Annotated in this window: 15 protein-coding genes and 2 pseudogenes; 12 read left to right on the top strand and 5 right to left on the bottom strand. The window is 67.2% G+C overall.

Annotation, left to right across the window (positions count from 1 at the left end):
* From AC3ERS_RS35340 to AC3ERS_RS35330, 3 genes are read right to left on the bottom strand one after another with little or no spacing between them, the layout of a single operon-like run.
* Entirely contained in the window at positions 1–1032 is a 1032-nt protein-coding gene (locus AC3ERS_RS35340; protein ID WP_431972506.1) for a sensor histidine kinase, read from the bottom strand.
* Complete coding sequence (locus tag AC3ERS_RS35335; protein WP_431972505.1) at positions 1022–1720, bottom strand: response regulator transcription factor; 699 nt, start codon at positions 1718–1720, stop codon at positions 1022–1024. Before AC3ERS_RS35335 ends, AC3ERS_RS35340 begins: the two co-directional genes overlap by 11 nt.
* 8 nt (positions 1721–1728) lie before the next feature.
* Complete coding sequence (locus AC3ERS_RS35330; RefSeq protein WP_431972504.1) at positions 1729–3120, bottom strand: hypothetical protein; 1392 nt, start codon at positions 3118–3120, stop codon at positions 1729–1731.
* Between the two features lie 114 nt (positions 3121–3234).
* On the opposite strand from AC3ERS_RS35330, the gene AC3ERS_RS35325 reads away from it, so the two are divergent.
* The 4 genes from AC3ERS_RS35325 (at position 3235) to AC3ERS_RS35310 (ending at position 6299) form a co-directional block, all read left to right on the top strand.
* Positions 3235–3897 carry a glycosyltransferase family 2 protein gene (locus tag AC3ERS_RS35325; protein ID WP_431972503.1) on the top strand — a complete coding sequence of 221 codons (663 nt, stop codon included), beginning with the start codon at positions 3235–3237 and terminating at the stop codon, positions 3895–3897.
* Positions 3894–4574 carry a TIGR04282 family arsenosugar biosynthesis glycosyltransferase gene (locus tag AC3ERS_RS35320; protein ID WP_431972502.1) on the top strand — a complete coding sequence of 227 codons (681 nt, stop codon included), beginning with the start codon at positions 3894–3896 and terminating at the stop codon, positions 4572–4574. The genes AC3ERS_RS35325 and AC3ERS_RS35320 overlap by 4 nt, the downstream gene beginning before the upstream one ends.
* Positions 4575–4776: 202 nt before the next feature.
* Complete coding sequence (locus AC3ERS_RS35315) at positions 4777–5895, top strand: molybdopterin-dependent oxidoreductase (RefSeq protein WP_431972526.1); 1119 nt, start codon at positions 4777–4779, stop codon at positions 5893–5895.
* The gene (locus AC3ERS_RS35310; RefSeq protein WP_431972501.1) at positions 5895–6299 is read left to right on the top strand and encodes a hypothetical protein; all 405 of its coding nucleotides are present in this window, start codon (positions 5895–5897) and stop codon (positions 6297–6299) included. The genes AC3ERS_RS35315 and AC3ERS_RS35310 overlap by 1 nt, the downstream gene beginning before the upstream one ends.
* Before the next feature lie 35 nt (positions 6300–6334).
* Here AC3ERS_RS35310 and AC3ERS_RS35305 read toward each other — a convergent pair whose 3' ends face one another.
* Positions 6335–6928, bottom strand: coding sequence for a cutinase family protein (locus tag AC3ERS_RS35305; RefSeq protein ID WP_431972500.1), 594 nt, complete (start codon positions 6926–6928; stop codon positions 6335–6337).
* 168 nt (positions 6929–7096) lie between these two features.
* Between AC3ERS_RS35305 and AC3ERS_RS35300 the strand changes: the two genes are divergently transcribed.
* From AC3ERS_RS35300 to AC3ERS_RS35290, 3 genes and pseudogenes are all read left to right on the top strand, one after another.
* A complete protein-coding gene (locus AC3ERS_RS35300; protein ID WP_431972499.1) occupies positions 7097–8023 on the top strand; it encodes an ABC transporter ATP-binding protein in 927 nt (308 codons plus the stop codon).
* Between the two features lie 95 nt (positions 8024–8118).
* The gene (locus AC3ERS_RS35295) at positions 8119–9642 is read left to right on the top strand and encodes a polyketide antibiotic transporter (protein ID WP_431972498.1); all 1524 of its coding nucleotides are present in this window, start codon (positions 8119–8121) and stop codon (positions 9640–9642) included.
* Between the two features lie 485 nt (positions 9643–10127).
* Positions 10128–10346: pseudogene (locus AC3ERS_RS35290) on the top strand (transposase); the annotation flags it as partial.
* Positions 10347–10396: 50 nt separating this feature from the next.
* On the opposite strand, the gene AC3ERS_RS35285 reads toward AC3ERS_RS35290, so the two are convergent.
* Positions 10397–10834 carry a winged helix-turn-helix transcriptional regulator gene (locus AC3ERS_RS35285; protein WP_431972497.1) on the bottom strand — a complete coding sequence of 146 codons (438 nt, stop codon included), beginning with the start codon at positions 10832–10834 and terminating at the stop codon, positions 10397–10399.
* 132 nt (positions 10835–10966) lie between these two features.
* Here AC3ERS_RS35285 and AC3ERS_RS35280 point away from each other — a divergent pair, with 132 nt between their 5' ends.
* The 5 genes and pseudogenes from AC3ERS_RS35280 to AC3ERS_RS35260 form a co-directional block, all read left to right on the top strand.
* Positions 10967–11839 (top strand): aldo/keto reductase family oxidoreductase, encoded by an 873-nt coding sequence (locus AC3ERS_RS35280; protein ID WP_431972496.1) that lies wholly within the window; start codon positions 10967–10969, stop codon positions 11837–11839.
* Positions 11840–11873: 34 nt separating this feature from the next.
* A pseudogene (locus tag AC3ERS_RS35275) lies at positions 11874–12176 on the top strand (ISL3 family transposase); the annotation flags it as partial.
* A 310-nt stretch (positions 12177–12486) separates the two neighbouring features.
* Positions 12487–12621 (top strand): hypothetical protein, encoded by a 135-nt coding sequence (locus AC3ERS_RS35270; protein WP_431972495.1) that lies wholly within the window; start codon positions 12487–12489, stop codon positions 12619–12621.
* Between the two features lie 1040 nt (positions 12622–13661).
* Positions 13662–14057, top strand: a complete 396-nt coding sequence (locus AC3ERS_RS35265) for a diguanylate cyclase domain-containing protein (RefSeq protein WP_431972494.1) — start codon at positions 13662–13664, stop codon at positions 14055–14057.
* 148 nt (positions 14058–14205) lie between these two features.
* A partial coding sequence (locus tag AC3ERS_RS35260) for an AMP-binding protein (protein ID WP_431972493.1) occupies positions 14206–16360 on the top strand: 2155 nt, incomplete at its 3' end.

Below are 16360 nucleotides of genomic sequence, written 5' to 3'. Positions count from 1 at the left end.
TCAGCCTCCGGCGGTCGGCGGCGACAACCGGGGCAGTCGGATCTCCAACCGTGCGCCGGGCTCCCGGTTCGTCGCGGTGATGGTGCCCGAATGGACGGACATCAGTCCGGCCGCGATGGCCAAACCCATACCGCTGCCGCCGGATTCGCCGAGTCCGGGCGTCCGTGCCGTTGTCCCGCGGTATCCGGCTTCGAAGATGCGCGGCAGGTCCTCGGGCGCGATGCCGGGCCCGGTGTCGGTGACTCGGGCCCATGCCTGGTCGTCGGCGCCCGCGGCGATCTCGATCCGGCCGCCCGGCGGTGTATGCGCGATCGCGTTGCCGACAAGATTGGTGAGTACGCGGGTCAGCGCCTGATCGCTGGCGGCCACCATGACACGGGTGAGCGGTTGCCGGGCGGTGAGCGTCAACTGGGCGCGCGCTGCGGCGGGTTCGTTCGCAGCGCACACCTCGTCGACGAGTTCGCGCAGGTCGAGGGGTTCCAGATGCAGGCGCAGCGCGCCGGCGTTGATCTTCGACATCTCGAACAGGTCATCGACCATCGCCGAGAGCCTGGTGGTGTCGCGCACGATCTGGAGCCCATAGCGGGTGATGTCGGCGTCGGCGTCGACCACGCCGTCGGCCAGCGCCTCGCCCATGGCCCGAATACCGGCCAGCGGGGTGCGCAGGTCGTGGCTGACCCACGAGACCAGTTCCCGGCGCGACTGCTCGGCGACGCGTTCCTGCTCGAGCATCTGCTGTTCCCACACCAGCTGCCGCGCCTGGGCCCGGCCGAGCAGCACCGCCGCGGGCACCGTCACCGCGGTGACCACCGTGAGAACCACGGCAACACGCCAGAGTTCGTCGGTGACCATCAGTCGGCTGACCGCGACGAAACCTGTCAGCGTGGCCAGGGTCGGGATCAGCACCAGGATCACCATGCTGGTACTGAGCAGGCGATTGCGGATCAGCCGCAGTACGAGCGCGCCGGCCGCGACCACGGGCAGGGTACCGATCAGCGCGAGACCGATCAGGCCGGAGACGTCAGCGGGCATCGTCGCGCCCCTCGTCCCTGCTCCTACCCCAGGCGTAGCCGCGACCCCACACGGTGTCGATCCGGCTGGCGGCACCGAGTTTGGCGCGCAGGCGTTTGATGTGCACCGTGACTGTCGACTGATCGCCGAAGTTCCAGCCCCACACCCGCTCGAGCAATTCGGTGCGGCTGAAGACACGCTGCTGATTGGCCAGCAGGAACGCCAGCAGGTCGAACTCCCGCGCGGTCAGCTCGACCGCGGTCCCGGCGACGTGGACTGTCCTTGCGGCAGAACGCAATTCGATCGGTCCGCCACGCAACACCGGTTCACCGGACGGTGCCGCGGCCCAGGTCCGTCGCAGCACCGAGGCGACCCGCAGGGCCAGTTCGCGGGGGCTGAACGGCTTGGTGACGTAGTCGTCGGCGCCGACCCGCAGGCCGGTCACGCGATCGTCCTCCTCGCCGCGTGCGGTGAGCATGATGATCGGGATGTCCGCGCGATCACCGGCTCGGATGCCCCGGCACAGGGCGATGCCGTCCGGCGGCGGCATCATGAGATCGAGGATCGCGAGGTCGATATCGGCGGCCTCGAGGCGGGCCAGCGCGGTCGCGCCGTCGGCTGCCTCGACGACCTCCAGCCCGTCGCGCTCGAGGTAGCGCCGTACCACCTCGCGGACCACCGGGTCGTCGTCGGCAATCAGGATACGCATCGTGTCGGTCACCAATTCGTCAGGATGAGATGGGCTAGTAGGAGTGTGCCAATCGCTTGCACGGCCAACCACCGGCGTGCCGACCAGCCGGGCAGCAGCGCCGTCGCGGCCAGCACCCAGACGTCGAACGGCAGCCAGATGCGCTCGGTCTCGGCCTTGCTCAGACCGCTCAGGTCGGCCGCGAGCAGGGCGAGGAGTCCGGCGGCGGCCAGCAGGGCGGCCGGGTCGACGCGTTCGCGCCAATCGCTCAGTACCACAACCAGATTCGGACGGAGTCTGGTCGGCAGTGCGAGCGAGCCGGGCAGCCGGGTCAGCGCCGCCGCGCTCGCCAAGCCGACGACACAGACTGTCGCGGCCAGGTTCCCCCACACCCAGTACGACACCGGACGCGTGGTGGCGATGCCCTGGTAATAGCGCTCCACGACGAGGTGGTAGCCGTCCAGCCACCAGAACCCGGACGCCGTGAAGGCCGCGACCACTACCAGCACCCCGGCCGCCGCGGCCGCCGCGCGACACACCCCACGCAGCGCGAGCACTGCCAGCACCGGGACCGCCATCAAAACCAGGCCGTAGTTCAGATACAGCCCGTACCCGAACAGCAACCCGGCCACGAACGCGGCTATCGGCCGTCGTCGACCCGGTTGGAGCGCGAGGGCGAGTAGCGCGACGGCCCATGCCGTCACACCGGCGAACAGTGCGTCCGCCGACACCGCCAGCCAGATCACGGCGGGCGCCAGCGCCAGGAACGGGGCCGCGGCGCGCGCACGGTCCGGTGCGCCGAGTGCGCGAATCGCCACCACCACCGCGACCGCCGCGCTGCACCCGATCACGGTGCACACCAGCGCCGCCCAGGTTCCTCCGCCCAATCCCGCGCGGTCCAGCAGCACGAACGTCAGCAGCGCCCCCGGTGGATGACCGGACACGTGTGTGGTCCAGGAATCGGGTTGGAAGTCGAGAATGCGGTCGGCGAAACCACGCAGCATCGCGCCGATGTCGGTGACGCCGCCGACCTCGTGCAGATACTCGTGGCTGTTGTCCAGCCGTCCGGTGAAGCCGCGCTGCCAGCCGTCCACCATGGCCAGCGCGAACGCCCACGCCAGCCCGGTGAGCCAGACCGCGAGCAGCATTGTGCGCCAGGGCAATCGGGCGGCGAGGCCCGGTCCGTACAGGGTGACGAGCGCGCCGATCGCGATCGCCGGTGCCGTTCCCCACCCCCAGTGCGGATCCCAACTGCCGAAGATCGGGGCCGATGCCGCGTACAGGCTGTCTCGCCATTGGTCGCTCCCCAGCAGGGGCACCAGGATCGCCAGCGCGACCAGGGCCGCCGCGGCACCCGCGCCGTATAGATCGGCCCGCCCGGTAATCGCTCGGCGCAGGGGTCGGTCAGTCGTCTTCCGCACTGGTTCACGGTAGGTTCCACAGACCTCCTCGCACACCAACGCGATCGCGCCGTCACAGTTTCGTCACCGGTTTCAGCAGGCATTTTCCGCTGAAACGACCCTACGGTCAGTGGTGTGAACGTTGCAGAAAGCACACGGCGAGTGACCGTGGTGATTCCCTGCCGAAACGAAGCGGGAGCACTGCCCGGCGTCCTCACGGCAATCCCCGCCGCCTACGAGGTGATCGTGGTCGACAACGGCTCGACCGATACCACCGCGACCGTCGCGCGGGCGCATGGCGCTCAGGTCGTCACGGAGACCAGGCCGGGATACGGCAGCGCCGTGCAAGCCGGAGTGGACGCGTCGACGACCGAACTGATCGCGGTGCTCGACGGCGACGGATCCATGGATCCGGCCGAATTTCCCAGGCTTGTAGCCGCTCTCGCACCCGAAGTCACGATGGTGGCGGGACGCCGTCGACCTGTGCCGGGGGCCTGGCCGTGGCATGCTCGGCTGGGCAACTGGGTGCTGGCGAGCTGGCTGCGTCGCCGGTACGGCCTGGTGGTGCACGATCTGGCCGCGATGCGCGTCCTGCGCCGCGCCGAACTGGTCGACCTCGGTCCATTGCATCCGCGGTCGGGCTATCCGCTGGCGCTGCTGGCGCGGGCGGCCTCGGCAGGCTGGGGCGTAGTCGAACGCGACGTCACCTACCGGCCGAGAACCCATGGGGTGTCGAAGGTTTCCGGTTCGGTGCTCGGCACGATCCGGGCGGCCCGCGACTTCTGGAGCGTTCGATGACCACCCTGGACGCGACGGTGCTCGTCGTCGCGAAGGCCCCGATCGCAGGCTTCGCCAAGACCCGGTTGACCCCGCCGCTGCGGCCCGTCGACGCCGCCACCCTGGCCGCCGCCGCGCTGCTCGACACCCTGGACGCGGTGCGCGCCAGCAATCCGCGCCATGCGATCGTTGCGTGGACCGGCTCTGTCACGCACGCTCAGCACGCCACTGAAATCGTCAGCGCCCTCGCCGATTTCGAAGTCGTGCCGCAGCGCGGCCGGACCTTCGGCGAACGCCTGGCCAACGCACACGCCGACGCGGCACGTCCCGGTGATCCCGTGGTCCAGATCGGTATGGATACCCCGCAGGTGACCCCCGCGCTGTTCGCCGAGGCGGCCGCGCAATTGGCGGCGGGCCGGGAGGCGGTGCTCGGTCCGGCCACCGACGGTGGCTGGTGGATGCTCGGACTCACCGATCCGCGCATCGCCCGGATGCTCGTCGGGATACCCATGTCGACGACCACGACCGGTGAACTGACGCGAAACGCACTGTTCCGCAACGGCTATGACATCGGCCTGCTGCCGATGCTGACCGACGTCGACGAGGTCGACGACATCGCGCCGGTCGCCGAGGCCTCGGGTGGACGCTTCGCGGCCGTCGCGGCCCGCCTCACCGTGGGCAGCGGGAGCCGGCCGTGACGGGTCGGTACCACGACAGGGGTGTCGCGGCGGCCGATCATCCCCGAAATTCCGGTTGTCCCCGAGACGCCCGAACGCCTCGGAGCCCCTACCGCGGCCGACCGCACGCGCGGCCCCTGACCACCTCTGAGGAGTGACCGTGGCGCAAGACCACAAGCCTCGCGACACCGAAGCCCAACCGGGAACCGACACCGCCCTGCTGCTGCCCGCGGCGGTGACCGCGCGCATCTCCCCGGCCCGCTCGACGGCCGTCGCCGCCCGGGTCGGCATCCTGCTCGGAATCGCCGTCGCGATCTGCCTCGTGACCGGCCTGATCAGTCACTGGATCCAGCATCCGCCCGCCTGGTTCTGGTGGCCCGCGCACCCGGTCTGGCTCTACCGCGTCAGCCAAGGCGCCCACGTCATCTCAGGTGTGGTCGCGATACCACTGCTGATCGTCAAGCTGTGGTCGGTGTTTCCGAGGTTGTTCGCCCGCCCGATCCTGGGCAATCCGCTGCACCTGCTCGAACGCGGATCGATCGCGGTGCTGGTCGGCTCGATGATCTTCCAATTGGTGACCGGACTGCTCAACTCCGCGCAGTACTACCCGTGGCGGTTCTTCTTCACCACCACCCACTACGCCCTCGCCTATGTCGCGATCGGTGCGCTCGCGGTGCACCTCGCGGTGAAACTTCCCGTGGTGCACACCGCACTGGCTCGGCCCGCCGTCGAGCCCAGCGCCGATAGCGGCACGGCTTCGCGGCGGGTCGTGCTCGGGGCGGCGGTCGCCGCGGCCGCGGTTGCCGGGGTCGCCGTCGCGGGGCAGACGGTGCCGCTGCTTCGTCGTATCTCGGTGCTCGCACCGCGCAGTGGCGAAGGGCCACAGGGGCTTCCGGTGAATCGCACCGCGGTCGAGGCCGGTGTCGCCGAACGCGCCCGCGATGCGGCCTACCGGCTCACCGTCACGGTGGGCGAACGCACCGCCGAGTTCACCCGGGACGCGCTCGCGGCGCTGCCGCAGACCACCGCGACGCTGCCGCTGGCCTGTGTCGAGGGATGGAGTGTCAGCGCGGACTGGTCCGGAATCAGGGTGCGCGATCTGCTCGGCGCGGTTGGCGACTACACCGGTGGCGACGCCGTCTTCCGCTCCTTGGAGCAGGGTGGGCTCTACAGCCGCTCAGCGCTTCCGGAGTCCCACGTAGTCGCCGCCGACAGCCTGATCGCGCTGCGGCTGAACGGGGAGGACCTCGATCTCGACCATGGTTATCCGTGTCGACTCATCGCCCCGACCCGACCCGGCGTCCTGCAAACCAAATGGTTGTCCTCGATCGAGGTGCGATGATGACGATGATCCGGCTGCTGCTCGGCGCGGCCGGACTCTGGCTGGGCTGGCACGGATTCAGCCAGCTGCTCGACTTTCCGCGCGCGGACCTGATCTCGATCGCGTGGTGGTTCGCCGCCGCGATCGTGTTGCACGACGGGGTGTTCGCGCCCCTGTGCGCCGCCGCGGGTCTCACGGCCCGACGTCTGCTGCCTGCGTGGTCGTGGGCGCCGGTCGTCGTCGGCGCGGTATGCACCGTGACGCTCGGGCTGCTCGCCGTGGCCGTCCTCGGCCGCGAACACGCGAACGCGGCCAACCCCACCGTCCTCGATCGCGACTACAGCACGGGACTGCTCACCGCCGTCCTCGTGATCTGGGCGCTGGTGGCGGTCGCCGCGCTGTGGCGGCGCAGGATTCGGCGATGATGATCTGAACGGTCGAGGTCGGCACGGGTGGGCGCTCAGGCCAGGTTCGCGAGGTAGTCGTGCATCCACGTGATAGCGGTGTGCCCGTCTCCGACCGGATAGGTGCCGTACGACATGTGCGTCCCGGAGCCGTAGAAGTGTGCCAGCTGCGCGCGCTGCCCGCTGGTTTCCTCGTCGAAATCGGTTGGGAGAGCCGCGATGCCGCCGCGCGACCGGATCGCGTCCAGGAGCGCGGCGGCATCGCACTTGTGCAGCACCGGGTCCGACGTGGTGCCCGACGCCCGGGCGAGGTAACCGCCGAAGCGGAGGAGGAAATCCTCGTCGTCGGTCGAGCAGTACAGGTCGCCGGTTGCGCAGATGGTACGGACCTTGCTGTGGACCAGGCCGAGCCCTCCCGGTCGCGCGCCGATCGCGCCCGCCCCGCCGACCTGCGGCCCGACCTGGATGTCGGTGGGGGCGCGCTGTGGGTCGGGGAGCAGACCGACGCCGACGAGACGGTCCGGAGCCACGACGCTGCCGCCGCGTCCGATTTCGGCCGCGAGATCTCCGGCGGCGTCGGCACCCTGGCTGTAACCTACGAGGGCGATGCGGGTCTCGCCACAGTGCTGGACTGTCTGGCGATTATCCACCACAGCACACCGAAATCGGTCGCACTGGCGATCGTGGCTGTGATGATGGCAATCATCACACCGTCTTCTTGTCTCGTTCGAGACGGCTCCTTTCCGGAGTAGCCTGTTTGGTAGGTGCGCCGGGAAGTCTGGTCGGCAGGTCAGTTCGCCGACTAGGAAAGGGCTTCCATGTCCACTGTTGCGGCGTTGTCCGCGCGCGCCCTCGATTCAAGCGCGGCCATCACGATCGACCACCTGTCGAAGCGGTTCGGTCGCACGCTCGCTGTCGATGACCTCAGTTTGCGAGTCTCACACGGTGAAGTATTCGGATTTCTCGGGCCCAATGGCGCCGGGAAGTCGACCACGATCCGGCTTCTGCTCGGCCTGATCCGCCCCACCGCAGGGGTGGCGCGCGTGTTCGGTGACCTCGCGGGCGACGTTCGTGCGGCCCACCGCCACTTGGCCTACGTGCCCGCCGACGTCGCGCTGTGGCCGTCGTTGACCGGAGCCGAGATCCTCGAGCTGCTCGCCCGCGTCGGCCCTGGAAACGATGCGGCGTATCGCGGCGAGCTGATCGACCGTTTCGCGCTCGAACTCGACAAGCCGGGCAAGGCGTATTCGACTGGCAATCGTCAGAAGGTCGCCTTGGTCGCCGCGTTCGCCACTCGCGCACCTCTGCTGGTTCTCGATGAACCGACCATTGGGCTGGATCCGTTGATGGAGCGGGAATTTCGCCGGTGCGTTGGCGAGGCGCGCGAGCGGGGTCAAACGGTGTTCCTGAGCTCGCATCAGCTCGGGGAGGTCGAAGCGCTGTGTGATCGGGTCGGAATTCTGCGGGCCGGTCGTCTGGTCGAGATCGCGACATTGGCGGACCTGCGCCGCCTGCAGCGCACTGTCGTGGAAGTCTCCTATCGAGGCGGCGCGCCGTCACTGGATGGTGTGGAGGGGGTGGCGGCAGTCGAACGACTCGATGGCAGTCGTGTGCGGTTCACCTTGTCCGGACCGCCCGCGCCGGCGCTACGGGCACTGGCCGCGTCCGAGGCGACCGCCCTTTCGCTGCGTGAGCCCAGCCTCGAGGAGATCTTCCTCGACTATTACGGCGAGGACGAGCGATGACCACCGCAGTCCGGACAGAGGTGAGGCAGGCACCGGCGCCTGGCCGGGCTGTCCAATGGCTCACCGCGCGGCAGATCCGGCGAGGAGCGGTTCTCGTGGCGGTCACCGCGGCGGGAATGTCTGCCCTCGTCGCCGGCCAGTATCAGACCACCTTCGCCGATGCCATCGACACCGACGCCATCCACGCATTGGCCGAAAACCCCGCTATCCGAGTCCTTTTCGGAACTCCACGCGCGCTCGACGATCCCGGCGGGTTCACCGTGTGGCGAACCGGTACCCCCGTCCTGGTACTCAGCGGTGTCTGGGCGCTGCTGGCCGCCACTCGCGTCACCCGTGGAGAAGAGGATGCCGGGCGCTGGGACCTGCTCCTCGGCGGAGCTGTGCGCGCGGTGGATCTGCTGGTGCGGTGCCTGGTCACCTTTGCCATGGCGGCCCTCCTGATCGCGACGGGCGTGGGAATGGCGTTGATCCTGACCGGCACCGATCCCGCCGGAGCGATCGTGCACGCCTTCTGCGTGTTCGGCACTGTCGTCGTCTTCAGCTGCGCTGGACTGTTCGCCGCGCAACTGCTGCCCTCCCGGGCCGCGGCCGCGGGATTCTCCGGCGCGGTCCTGGGCGTGTGTCTGCTGCTGCGGATGCTCGCCGATGGTGTGTCCGAGGTCGCCTGGACCGCATGGGTCACACCGTTCGGGCTCGTTGCCCGCGCCGCGCCCTATGCGGGCAACCGCTATGAGCCGCTGCTGGTGCTGGTGGCTGTGGGTGTTGCGTTCGCGGTCGCCGCGCTGGCTGCTGCTCGCAATCGCGACCTCGGCGGCGCGCTGATCGTTCTTCCGGCTACCCGTCCTGCGCGCACTCGGCTGCTGGGTTCGATGAGTGCCTTCGCGCTGCGTCGGGCGGTCATGCCGACAATGGCGTGGTCGATCGGTATCGCGACCTACTTCCTGCTGATCGGTGCGTTGATCTCCTCGATCCTGGAGTTCTTCGAGGGCAATGCCCGCTTCGCCGAGCTCGCCGCGTCGGCTGGATTCGCAGGCCTCGATTCGGCCACCGGTTTCGCCGCGGCGCTGTTCGGCTTGCTCGCGATTCCGGTCGGGCTCTACTGCGCGACTCGGCTCGCGGCCATGGGCGCGGACGAGAAGGCGCGGCGCTGGACTGTGCTGCATGCCCTGCCGGTGCCCCGGTGTCGCATCGCAGCCGCGGAGGTCGCGGTGACCGCGGCGGGATCGTTCGTCCTGTTGATCACCGCGGCTGTCGCGATGTGGAGCGGTGCTGCACTGACCGGCGCGCCGCTGGGGATCGACGCCGCCCTCGCCGGAGCGATCAACGTCGCGCCGATCGCCCTGCTGGGGCTGGGCGCCGCGATGCTCGCGCTGGGCTGGTATCCGGCCGCGGTCGGGCCGGTCGGCGCACTCCCCGTCGCCGGAGGGTTCCTGCTCGACGTCATCGCCCGAAGCATCCGAGCACCGGCATGGCTGATCAATGTCTCGCCCTTCGCTCACCTGTCTGCCGTTCCCGACACCGGACCGGCTTGGGTCGCCAGCCTCGTGCTCCTCGCGATCGCGGCGATCCTGACAGCGATAGGCCTGCTCGGCTACACATGCCGCGATCTCGATACCTGAACGCCGAGCACGCTCGCGCAGACCTGCGGTGCGAGACCTTGACTGCACGCCGACATCACAAGCCGAACTCGGGGCCAGAGCCGGGTCACCGGACATCGAATGACAGATCCGGCGGACGGGCACCTCGGGGACTCCATCGAGGGCACCCCGCAAGCTTGACACGACGACCGTCACGAGCAGTAGGCACAACACGACGGGATCGAATTCGCTACCGTCTTCTACGGAGCCGACCCCAATAGCGGCTCGTTCCTATGGCTCGCCCATGGGCTTCGACGATCGGGCGCCAACCATATCGTCCTGCCCTGCCTCGACCACCTCAGCGGACAACGACGTCCGTGACGCGGATCTGGCACAATTTTGGTGATCTCGGATGCCGGGTTATTCACTCGCTCAACAGGATTCGTTTTCCGAGTAGGTCGGTTTTCGCGCGTCCGAACATCTGCCGTTTGAGCATCTTGATGCGGTTGACATGCCCTGCGACCGTTCCACTGCTGCGAACAGGCAGTTACTTCCCGGATTGGTTGCTCGAGCGTCGCAAACGCGCCGAACGAGCACTCACCTCGGTCGTGGCCACCTGCTATCTGCTCGGAGTATCGACACGACGGATGGAGAAACTCGTCGAATCACTCGGCATCACAACCCTTTCCAACTCCCAGGTATCGATGATGGCCCGCGACCTCGACACCCAGGTCGAGGCGTTTCGCGGCTCTTCACAATCGAGGGTGTGGTGGTATCTGACGGTTCGAGGTGTTGGTTACGAGACGCGAGCGTCGTAGGTCGCGCGGTATAAGAGGACTTCGTCCATGTGGCTCTGCGCCCATGATCTGAGTCCGCGGGTCAGGTGGTGGAGGGAGAGGCCAAGGTCGGTCACCTTGTAGGAGACGGTGACGGGGACGGTTGGCGTCACGGTGCGGGTGATCAGGCCATCACGTTCCAGCGACCGCAATGTCTGGGTCAACATCTTCTGGCTGACTCCCGCCAGCAGGCGCGAAATCTCGGAGTAGCGCATCGCCCTCGCATCGCTCGCCGCACCGGGCTGGTCGGAAGCGTCGCCCCCGAGCGCGCATAGAACGAGCACAACCCACTTGTCCGAGATCCGGTCGAGCAGTTGGCGACTGGGGCATGCCGCCAAGAACGCGTTGTATTCCACCTTGGCCTGCGCTCGCCGCTGAGCGGCGCTTGTCGTCCCCAACCTGATCACACCTATTCCTGAGAGTGAGTTACGCACCTTGAGGTGCCTACTTCCGGATAGGAAGTAACTCCCCAATGATGGTCCGAGGTGGCGACACGCGCCACCTCGGATCAGAGAGCAGAACGAAGCACGATGAACGCATCCCCCACCTCACTTCCCGGCGGCACCTGGACTCTGGGCGATTCGCCCGTCACCCGCTTCGGCTACGGCGCGATGCAGCTCGCGGGCCCGTGGGTCATGGGCCCGCCCGCCGACCACAACGGTGCCCTGGCGGTACTGCGCGAGGCAGTCGAGGCCGGGATCACCCACATCGACACCAGTGTCGCTTACGGCCCGCAGGTCACCAACGAGCTGATCCGCGAAGCCCTGCACCCCTATCCTCGGTCGTTGTTCATCGCCACCAAGGTAGGGGCGAACCGCGACGCGCAGGGCGGCTGGCCCACAGCCCGGCGGCCCGAAGACCTGCGCAAGCAGGTCCACGAGACCTTGCAGTCCCTCGGTCTCGAGGTGCTCGACCTGGTCAACATGCGTATGGGCAATGCCGAAGGCCCCCAGCCCGGCTCGCTCGCAGAGGCGTTCGGGATGCTCGTCGACCTACAGCAGGAAGGTCTGATCCGCCACCTCGGCGTCAGCAACGTCACCACCGAGCAGGTCGCCGAGGCCCGGCGCATCGGACAGATCGTATGCGTGCAGAACATGTACAACCTCGCCCACCGCCACGACGACGACCTCATCGACCGACTCGCCGCCGCCGACATCGCCTACGTACCGTTCTTCCCCCTCGGGGGTTTCACGCCGCTACAGTCCGCGGCGCTTTCGGGAGTCGCCGACCGGCTCGGGGCAGCACCGATGTCCGTCGCGCTGGCCTGGCTACTGCGGCGCTCCCCGAACATCCTGCTGATCCCGGGCACGTCATCGACTGCGCATCTGCGCGAGAACATCGCCGGCGCCGGGCTCGCCCTCTCCGGCGAGGATGTGGCCGAACTGGACAGCATCGGCCGCTGACCAGCCAACGGGAGGCGTCGAAGCAGCGTCTGACGTGAACGACGCTAGTCCTGGTCGGGGTCTCTCCCGCGTTGACCTGACCACTTTCTGTCGACTGGACGAGCTCGGGCTCGAAGTCACCGGCCAGCGGCTCGATCCCGACCGCGCGGTCCTCGCATGCCGTGTCGTCGAACCGAACCAGTGGTGTCGATGCTGCGGCTGCGAGGGCGTGCCTCGCGACACCATCCTGCGCCGGTTGGCGCACGAACCATTCGGGTGGCGGCCCACCACGATGCACGTTACGGTCCGCCGATACCGGTGCAACGGCTGCGGTTACGTGTGGCGACAGGACACCAGCCCACAGCAGGTCAGGGGCGTAATCGGAAGAGTGCGCCCCCTCTGCGTCCACACCGCGGTCCACACACACAAGGAATCTGAGAGGATTCGGCTGACGCAAGGACCCATGCAATGACTACAACTCCCCGCGTACGTGTTCGCAAGGACGGCTGCGATGTCGCCGAGGGAGTCCATGAGTTTGCGGATCTCCGTCTCGGTCAGCCGAGGGGTGCTCGGCAGGTTCTGTAGATCTACTTGGGCCGCCGCTTCGGCCCTGCTCGACATCACGCTGGCGAACGCCAGCTTGGTGACATCCTCCGAGGTGCTGCCCGTTGCGGGTGAAATCCGATCACCCGGGCAACAATCATGTCGTGCCGCCGTCGATACCCACTGCCGAGAAACACCTCGAAGCGGTCGTGGCCGAGCTGCGCGGTCAACGCCTCGCCGATGTCGTGTACTACCCGTAGAACCATCGACGACGACGGTCGGCTCGCCGTGGAGTGGGATTTCGGCGACTGGCACGAACCGACGATGGGCGTTGAACTGATCACCCATATCGGTCACCGATACGCGGCGATCTGGAACAACACCTCACCGAATCGGAACTGAGAATCTTCCCGAAGCCGATGGTCGACTTCTTTTGCAGCGGACCCGGAGGCGCTGCCACGGGGCCGGTATCCGACCACCCGCGGTGGGCCGGGCCGATCGGCAAGAAGATCATCGCCGCTGATATCTGCTGGGAACACGATCCCCGCGGGACGATCCGAGCGCCAGCAGCTACCCGACTCGGCTTCCGAAGAAGCGTGGTCTGGTTCGCCCCAGGCGTCTCAGTAGACACAGGATCGGCAACAAGCTTCTGGTTCGGCACCGACGACTTTATGATCATCTTCACCCCGGAAATGAGCTCATGACCGACCGGAATCCCGGAAAGTCGCTGAACCTCCGGCTGCTCACCCGGAACGCGGCCATCCAACCTCACCAATCCACTGGTATTGACAATGTCTCGCGTGTGTATTTCGGTGGGAGCTGGGGTGAAACCGGTCGCGTGATGCGAACCGCCTCAGCGAATGCTGCAAACAGTACAGCGAAGGGCGTGGTCGGCAGTGTCTGTGCATGCAGATGACCGGACAGCATCAGGGCTTGATGTGCCAGAAACTGATCTCGCGGTCCTCACCGAGGATTGTCCAACTTTGAAGTTCCGGGGCAGATTTGCAGACATCGAAGCGTTGAGCACAGGCGATTCGACGCGACTGCTACCGATCGTGGATGAGACGACTCCGATCCGGAGAGCTGAGATGGCCCCTCCCGGACGAGAAGTCGCGCTCGTTCTCGGAAGCAATGGATTCGTCGGGGCGCATCTGGCTGCCAGATCGACTCGGGAACCGGGAATTGCTGAAGATTCGACGCGTCTACCTGATCGAAGGCGATGTGCACCCGTGTCGAGGGTGCCGCGATCGTGCGCTGGTCCTCCGGTCGTGCGCAGAACTCGATACGAGGACAGCTCGCCATGACAGATGTCGACTATTGCGTGATCGGCGCAGGCTTCGCTGGATTGACCGCCGCACTACGCCTGAAACAGGCCGGCCGATTGGTAGCGGTGCTGTCCGCCGCGATCGGCCGGATCGACGCCGAAACCCGGGTGCGGCATCAGAGCCTGCACGACCCGCTCACCGGGCTGCCGAACCGCACCGCGGCGTACCGGTGGATCACCGCCGCCCTGCACACCGCCCACCGCGAGCGCACCCTGCTCGCGGTGCTGCTGGTCGATGTCGACGACTTCGAGGTCGTCGACGACAGCCTCGGGCACGCCATCCTGCAACGGCTCGGGCGGCGGCTGGCAGGGGCGGTCCGCCCGGCCGATACCGTCGCCCGCCTCGGCGGCGACGAATTCGTCCGCGTCTGAGAGGACATCGGCACCGCGGACACCGCGACCGCCCTGGCCGCCCGGATCACCACCGAATTGGCCCTCATCCAAATGCTCGGCTGATTCAGAAGTTGAAAGTAGCGGAAGGCCAACTTCGATGGTTGCTCGGTCTGAGAATACGGTGGGGGTGACGACGGCCATGTATCCGCTGTCGCCGGCACAGTACGGCGTCTGGCTGGCGGAGAAGGTGTCGAGCGGCGTGTCGTTCAATATTGCCCATTACCTCGAAATCACAGGTCCTGTCGACGTCGGTTTGATGGTTCGGGAGGGACTTGACGCGACTGCGGAGCTGAAATCCGGGCGATTCCGCTTGGTCGAAGTAGACGGCATTCCCTATCAGTGGGTGGAGGGGGTGCAGTCCTACGAGGACGGTGTTCTCGATCTCAGCTCGGAGCTGGATCCGGTTCGTTCGGCTAGGGAGTGGATGCGTGCCGACTACAGCAAACCGGTGGATCTGCTTCGTGACGAATTGTCGGAAACCAAGCTGATCGTGCTGGCAGATGGTCATTACTTCTGGTATTCACGGGTCCATCACATCGCGATGGACGGATACGGCGGACTGAATGTCACTCGTCGCATCGCGCAGCGGTACTGCGCCGCAGTGGAAGGTCGGCAGCCGTCGACGCTGAAGACGGTGGACCTGGAAACGCTGTATGGAGCGGAGCGCGAGTACCGCGAGTCCGGTCGGTTCGTTGCGGATCGTCAGTACTGGGCGGAGCGGGTTGCCGGTCTCCCGGAGCCAATCAGCCTGTCGAGACGATCGGCTCCGCCGGCCGCCTACGATCTGGTGAGCGGGCAGGAGTTGGGTCCGGAGCTGACTGCCCGGCTGGAGGCGATAACCCGGGAGAACGGGCAGAGTCCAGCGCAGGTTGTCGTTGCCGCGATCGCGGCGTTCCTGTCTCGCATGGCGAATACCTGCGACGTCGTGATGAGTCTTCCCGTCACGGGTCGGGCGAACGCTGGTGCGAAGCAGGCTGCGGGAATGTTCGCGAATCTTCTCCCGATCCGATTCCACGTCGGTGTGCGGACGACGATCGGTGAGCTGGTCGCCGAGTCTGCGCGGGAGCTGCTCGGGGCCCTGCGTCATCAGCGGTATCGCTACGAGGACATTCGCCGTGATGCGAATCTGCTGAACACCATCGGGGCTGTGTTCGGTCCCGTTGTGAATCTCATGCTGTTCGATTCCGAGTTGAATCTCGGGGAGGCGACGGCTACCTATCACATTCTGCGGTCCGGGATATTGGACGACCTGCAGATCAATGTTCATGGAAGCGGTCATGATGCCGCCTTGTCGATCGACCTCCACGGAAATCCGAACAGATACACCCAGGAGGACCTGGACCGTCTTCACAGCAGGTTCATCGACTTCATCGGTCGTTTTCTTCATGCGGAGCACGACACCGAGATATCACGGTTGAGCCTGCTCGATGTCGAGGAGCGGAGCCGGTTGGTGCCGGTGCGGGGTGCGGCGGCGGTGGTGGGCCGGACTCTGCCGCAGATCTTCACGGAGGCGGCGGGGGTGGATCCGGGTGCGGTGGCGGTGGTGTATGGGGCGCGATCGCTGACCTATCGAGAGCTCGACGAATGGTCGAGCCGGGTGGCGCGGGTGCTGATCGGCCGGGGGGTGGGCCCGGAGTCGGTAGTGGCGGTGGCTGTGCCGCGGTCGGTGGAGTCGGTGTTGGCGGTGTGGGCGGTCGCCAAGGCCGGGGCCGCGTTCGTGCCGGTGGATCCGATGTATCCGGCCGAGCGGATATCGCACATGCTCACCGATTCCGGGGCGGTGGTGGGTATTACGCTCTGCGAGCAGGCGGGTGCACTGCCGGGGTCGGTGGGGTGGTTGGTGCTCGACGATGCGACGGTGCGGGCCGAGTGTGCTCGGCAGTCCGGTGCGGTGGTGACCGATGCGGATCGGGTCGGCCCGTTGCGGGTCGACCATCCCGCGTATGTGATCTATACCTCCGGCTCCACCGGCGTCCCGAAGGGGGTGGTGGTGCCGCATCGGGGGGTGAGGAACTTCGCCGTCGAGCAGCTCGAGCGATATCGTGCGGGGTCGTCGTCGCGTGTGTTGCATGCCGCCTCACCGAGTTTCGATGCGTCGGTGCTGGAGTTGCTGATGGCGTTCGCGGCGTCGGCGCGGTTGGTGATCGCACCGGCGCAGGTGCGCGGCGGTGCGGAGCTGGCCGGGCTGATCGCCGGGGAGGGGGTCACGCACGGCTTCCTGACGCCGACCATGCTGGCCACGCTCGATCCGGGGGAGCTGTCCGGGTTCGGGTGTGTGGTGG

It is taken from the genome of Nocardia sp. bgisy134 (genome assembly GCF_057708325.1).
Note: the sequence above shows the minus strand (reverse complement) of the source record. Positions and strands in the feature narration are given on the sequence as shown.

Coding starts and splice junctions, on each gene's coding strand:
- AC3ERS_RS35340 (WP_431972506.1), bottom strand. CDS start 1,032: ATGCCCGCTGACGTCTCCGGCCTGATCGGTCTCGCGCTGATCGGTACC.
- AC3ERS_RS35335 (WP_431972505.1), bottom strand. CDS start 1,720: ATGCGTATCCTGATTGCCGACGACGACCCGGTGGTCCGCGAGGTGGTA.
- AC3ERS_RS35320 (WP_431972502.1), top strand. CDS start 3,894: ATGACCACCCTGGACGCGACGGTGCTCGTCGTCGCGAAGGCCCCGATC.
- AC3ERS_RS35310 (WP_431972501.1), top strand. CDS start 5,895: ATGACGATGATCCGGCTGCTGCTCGGCGCGGCCGGACTCTGGCTGGGC.
- AC3ERS_RS35300 (WP_431972499.1), top strand. CDS start 7,097: ATGTCCACTGTTGCGGCGTTGTCCGCGCGCGCCCTCGATTCAAGCGCG.
- AC3ERS_RS35280 (WP_431972496.1), top strand. CDS start 10,967: ATGAACGCATCCCCCACCTCACTTCCCGGCGGCACCTGGACTCTGGGC.
- AC3ERS_RS35265 (WP_431972494.1), top strand. CDS start 13,662: ATGACAGATGTCGACTATTGCGTGATCGGCGCAGGCTTCGCTGGATTG.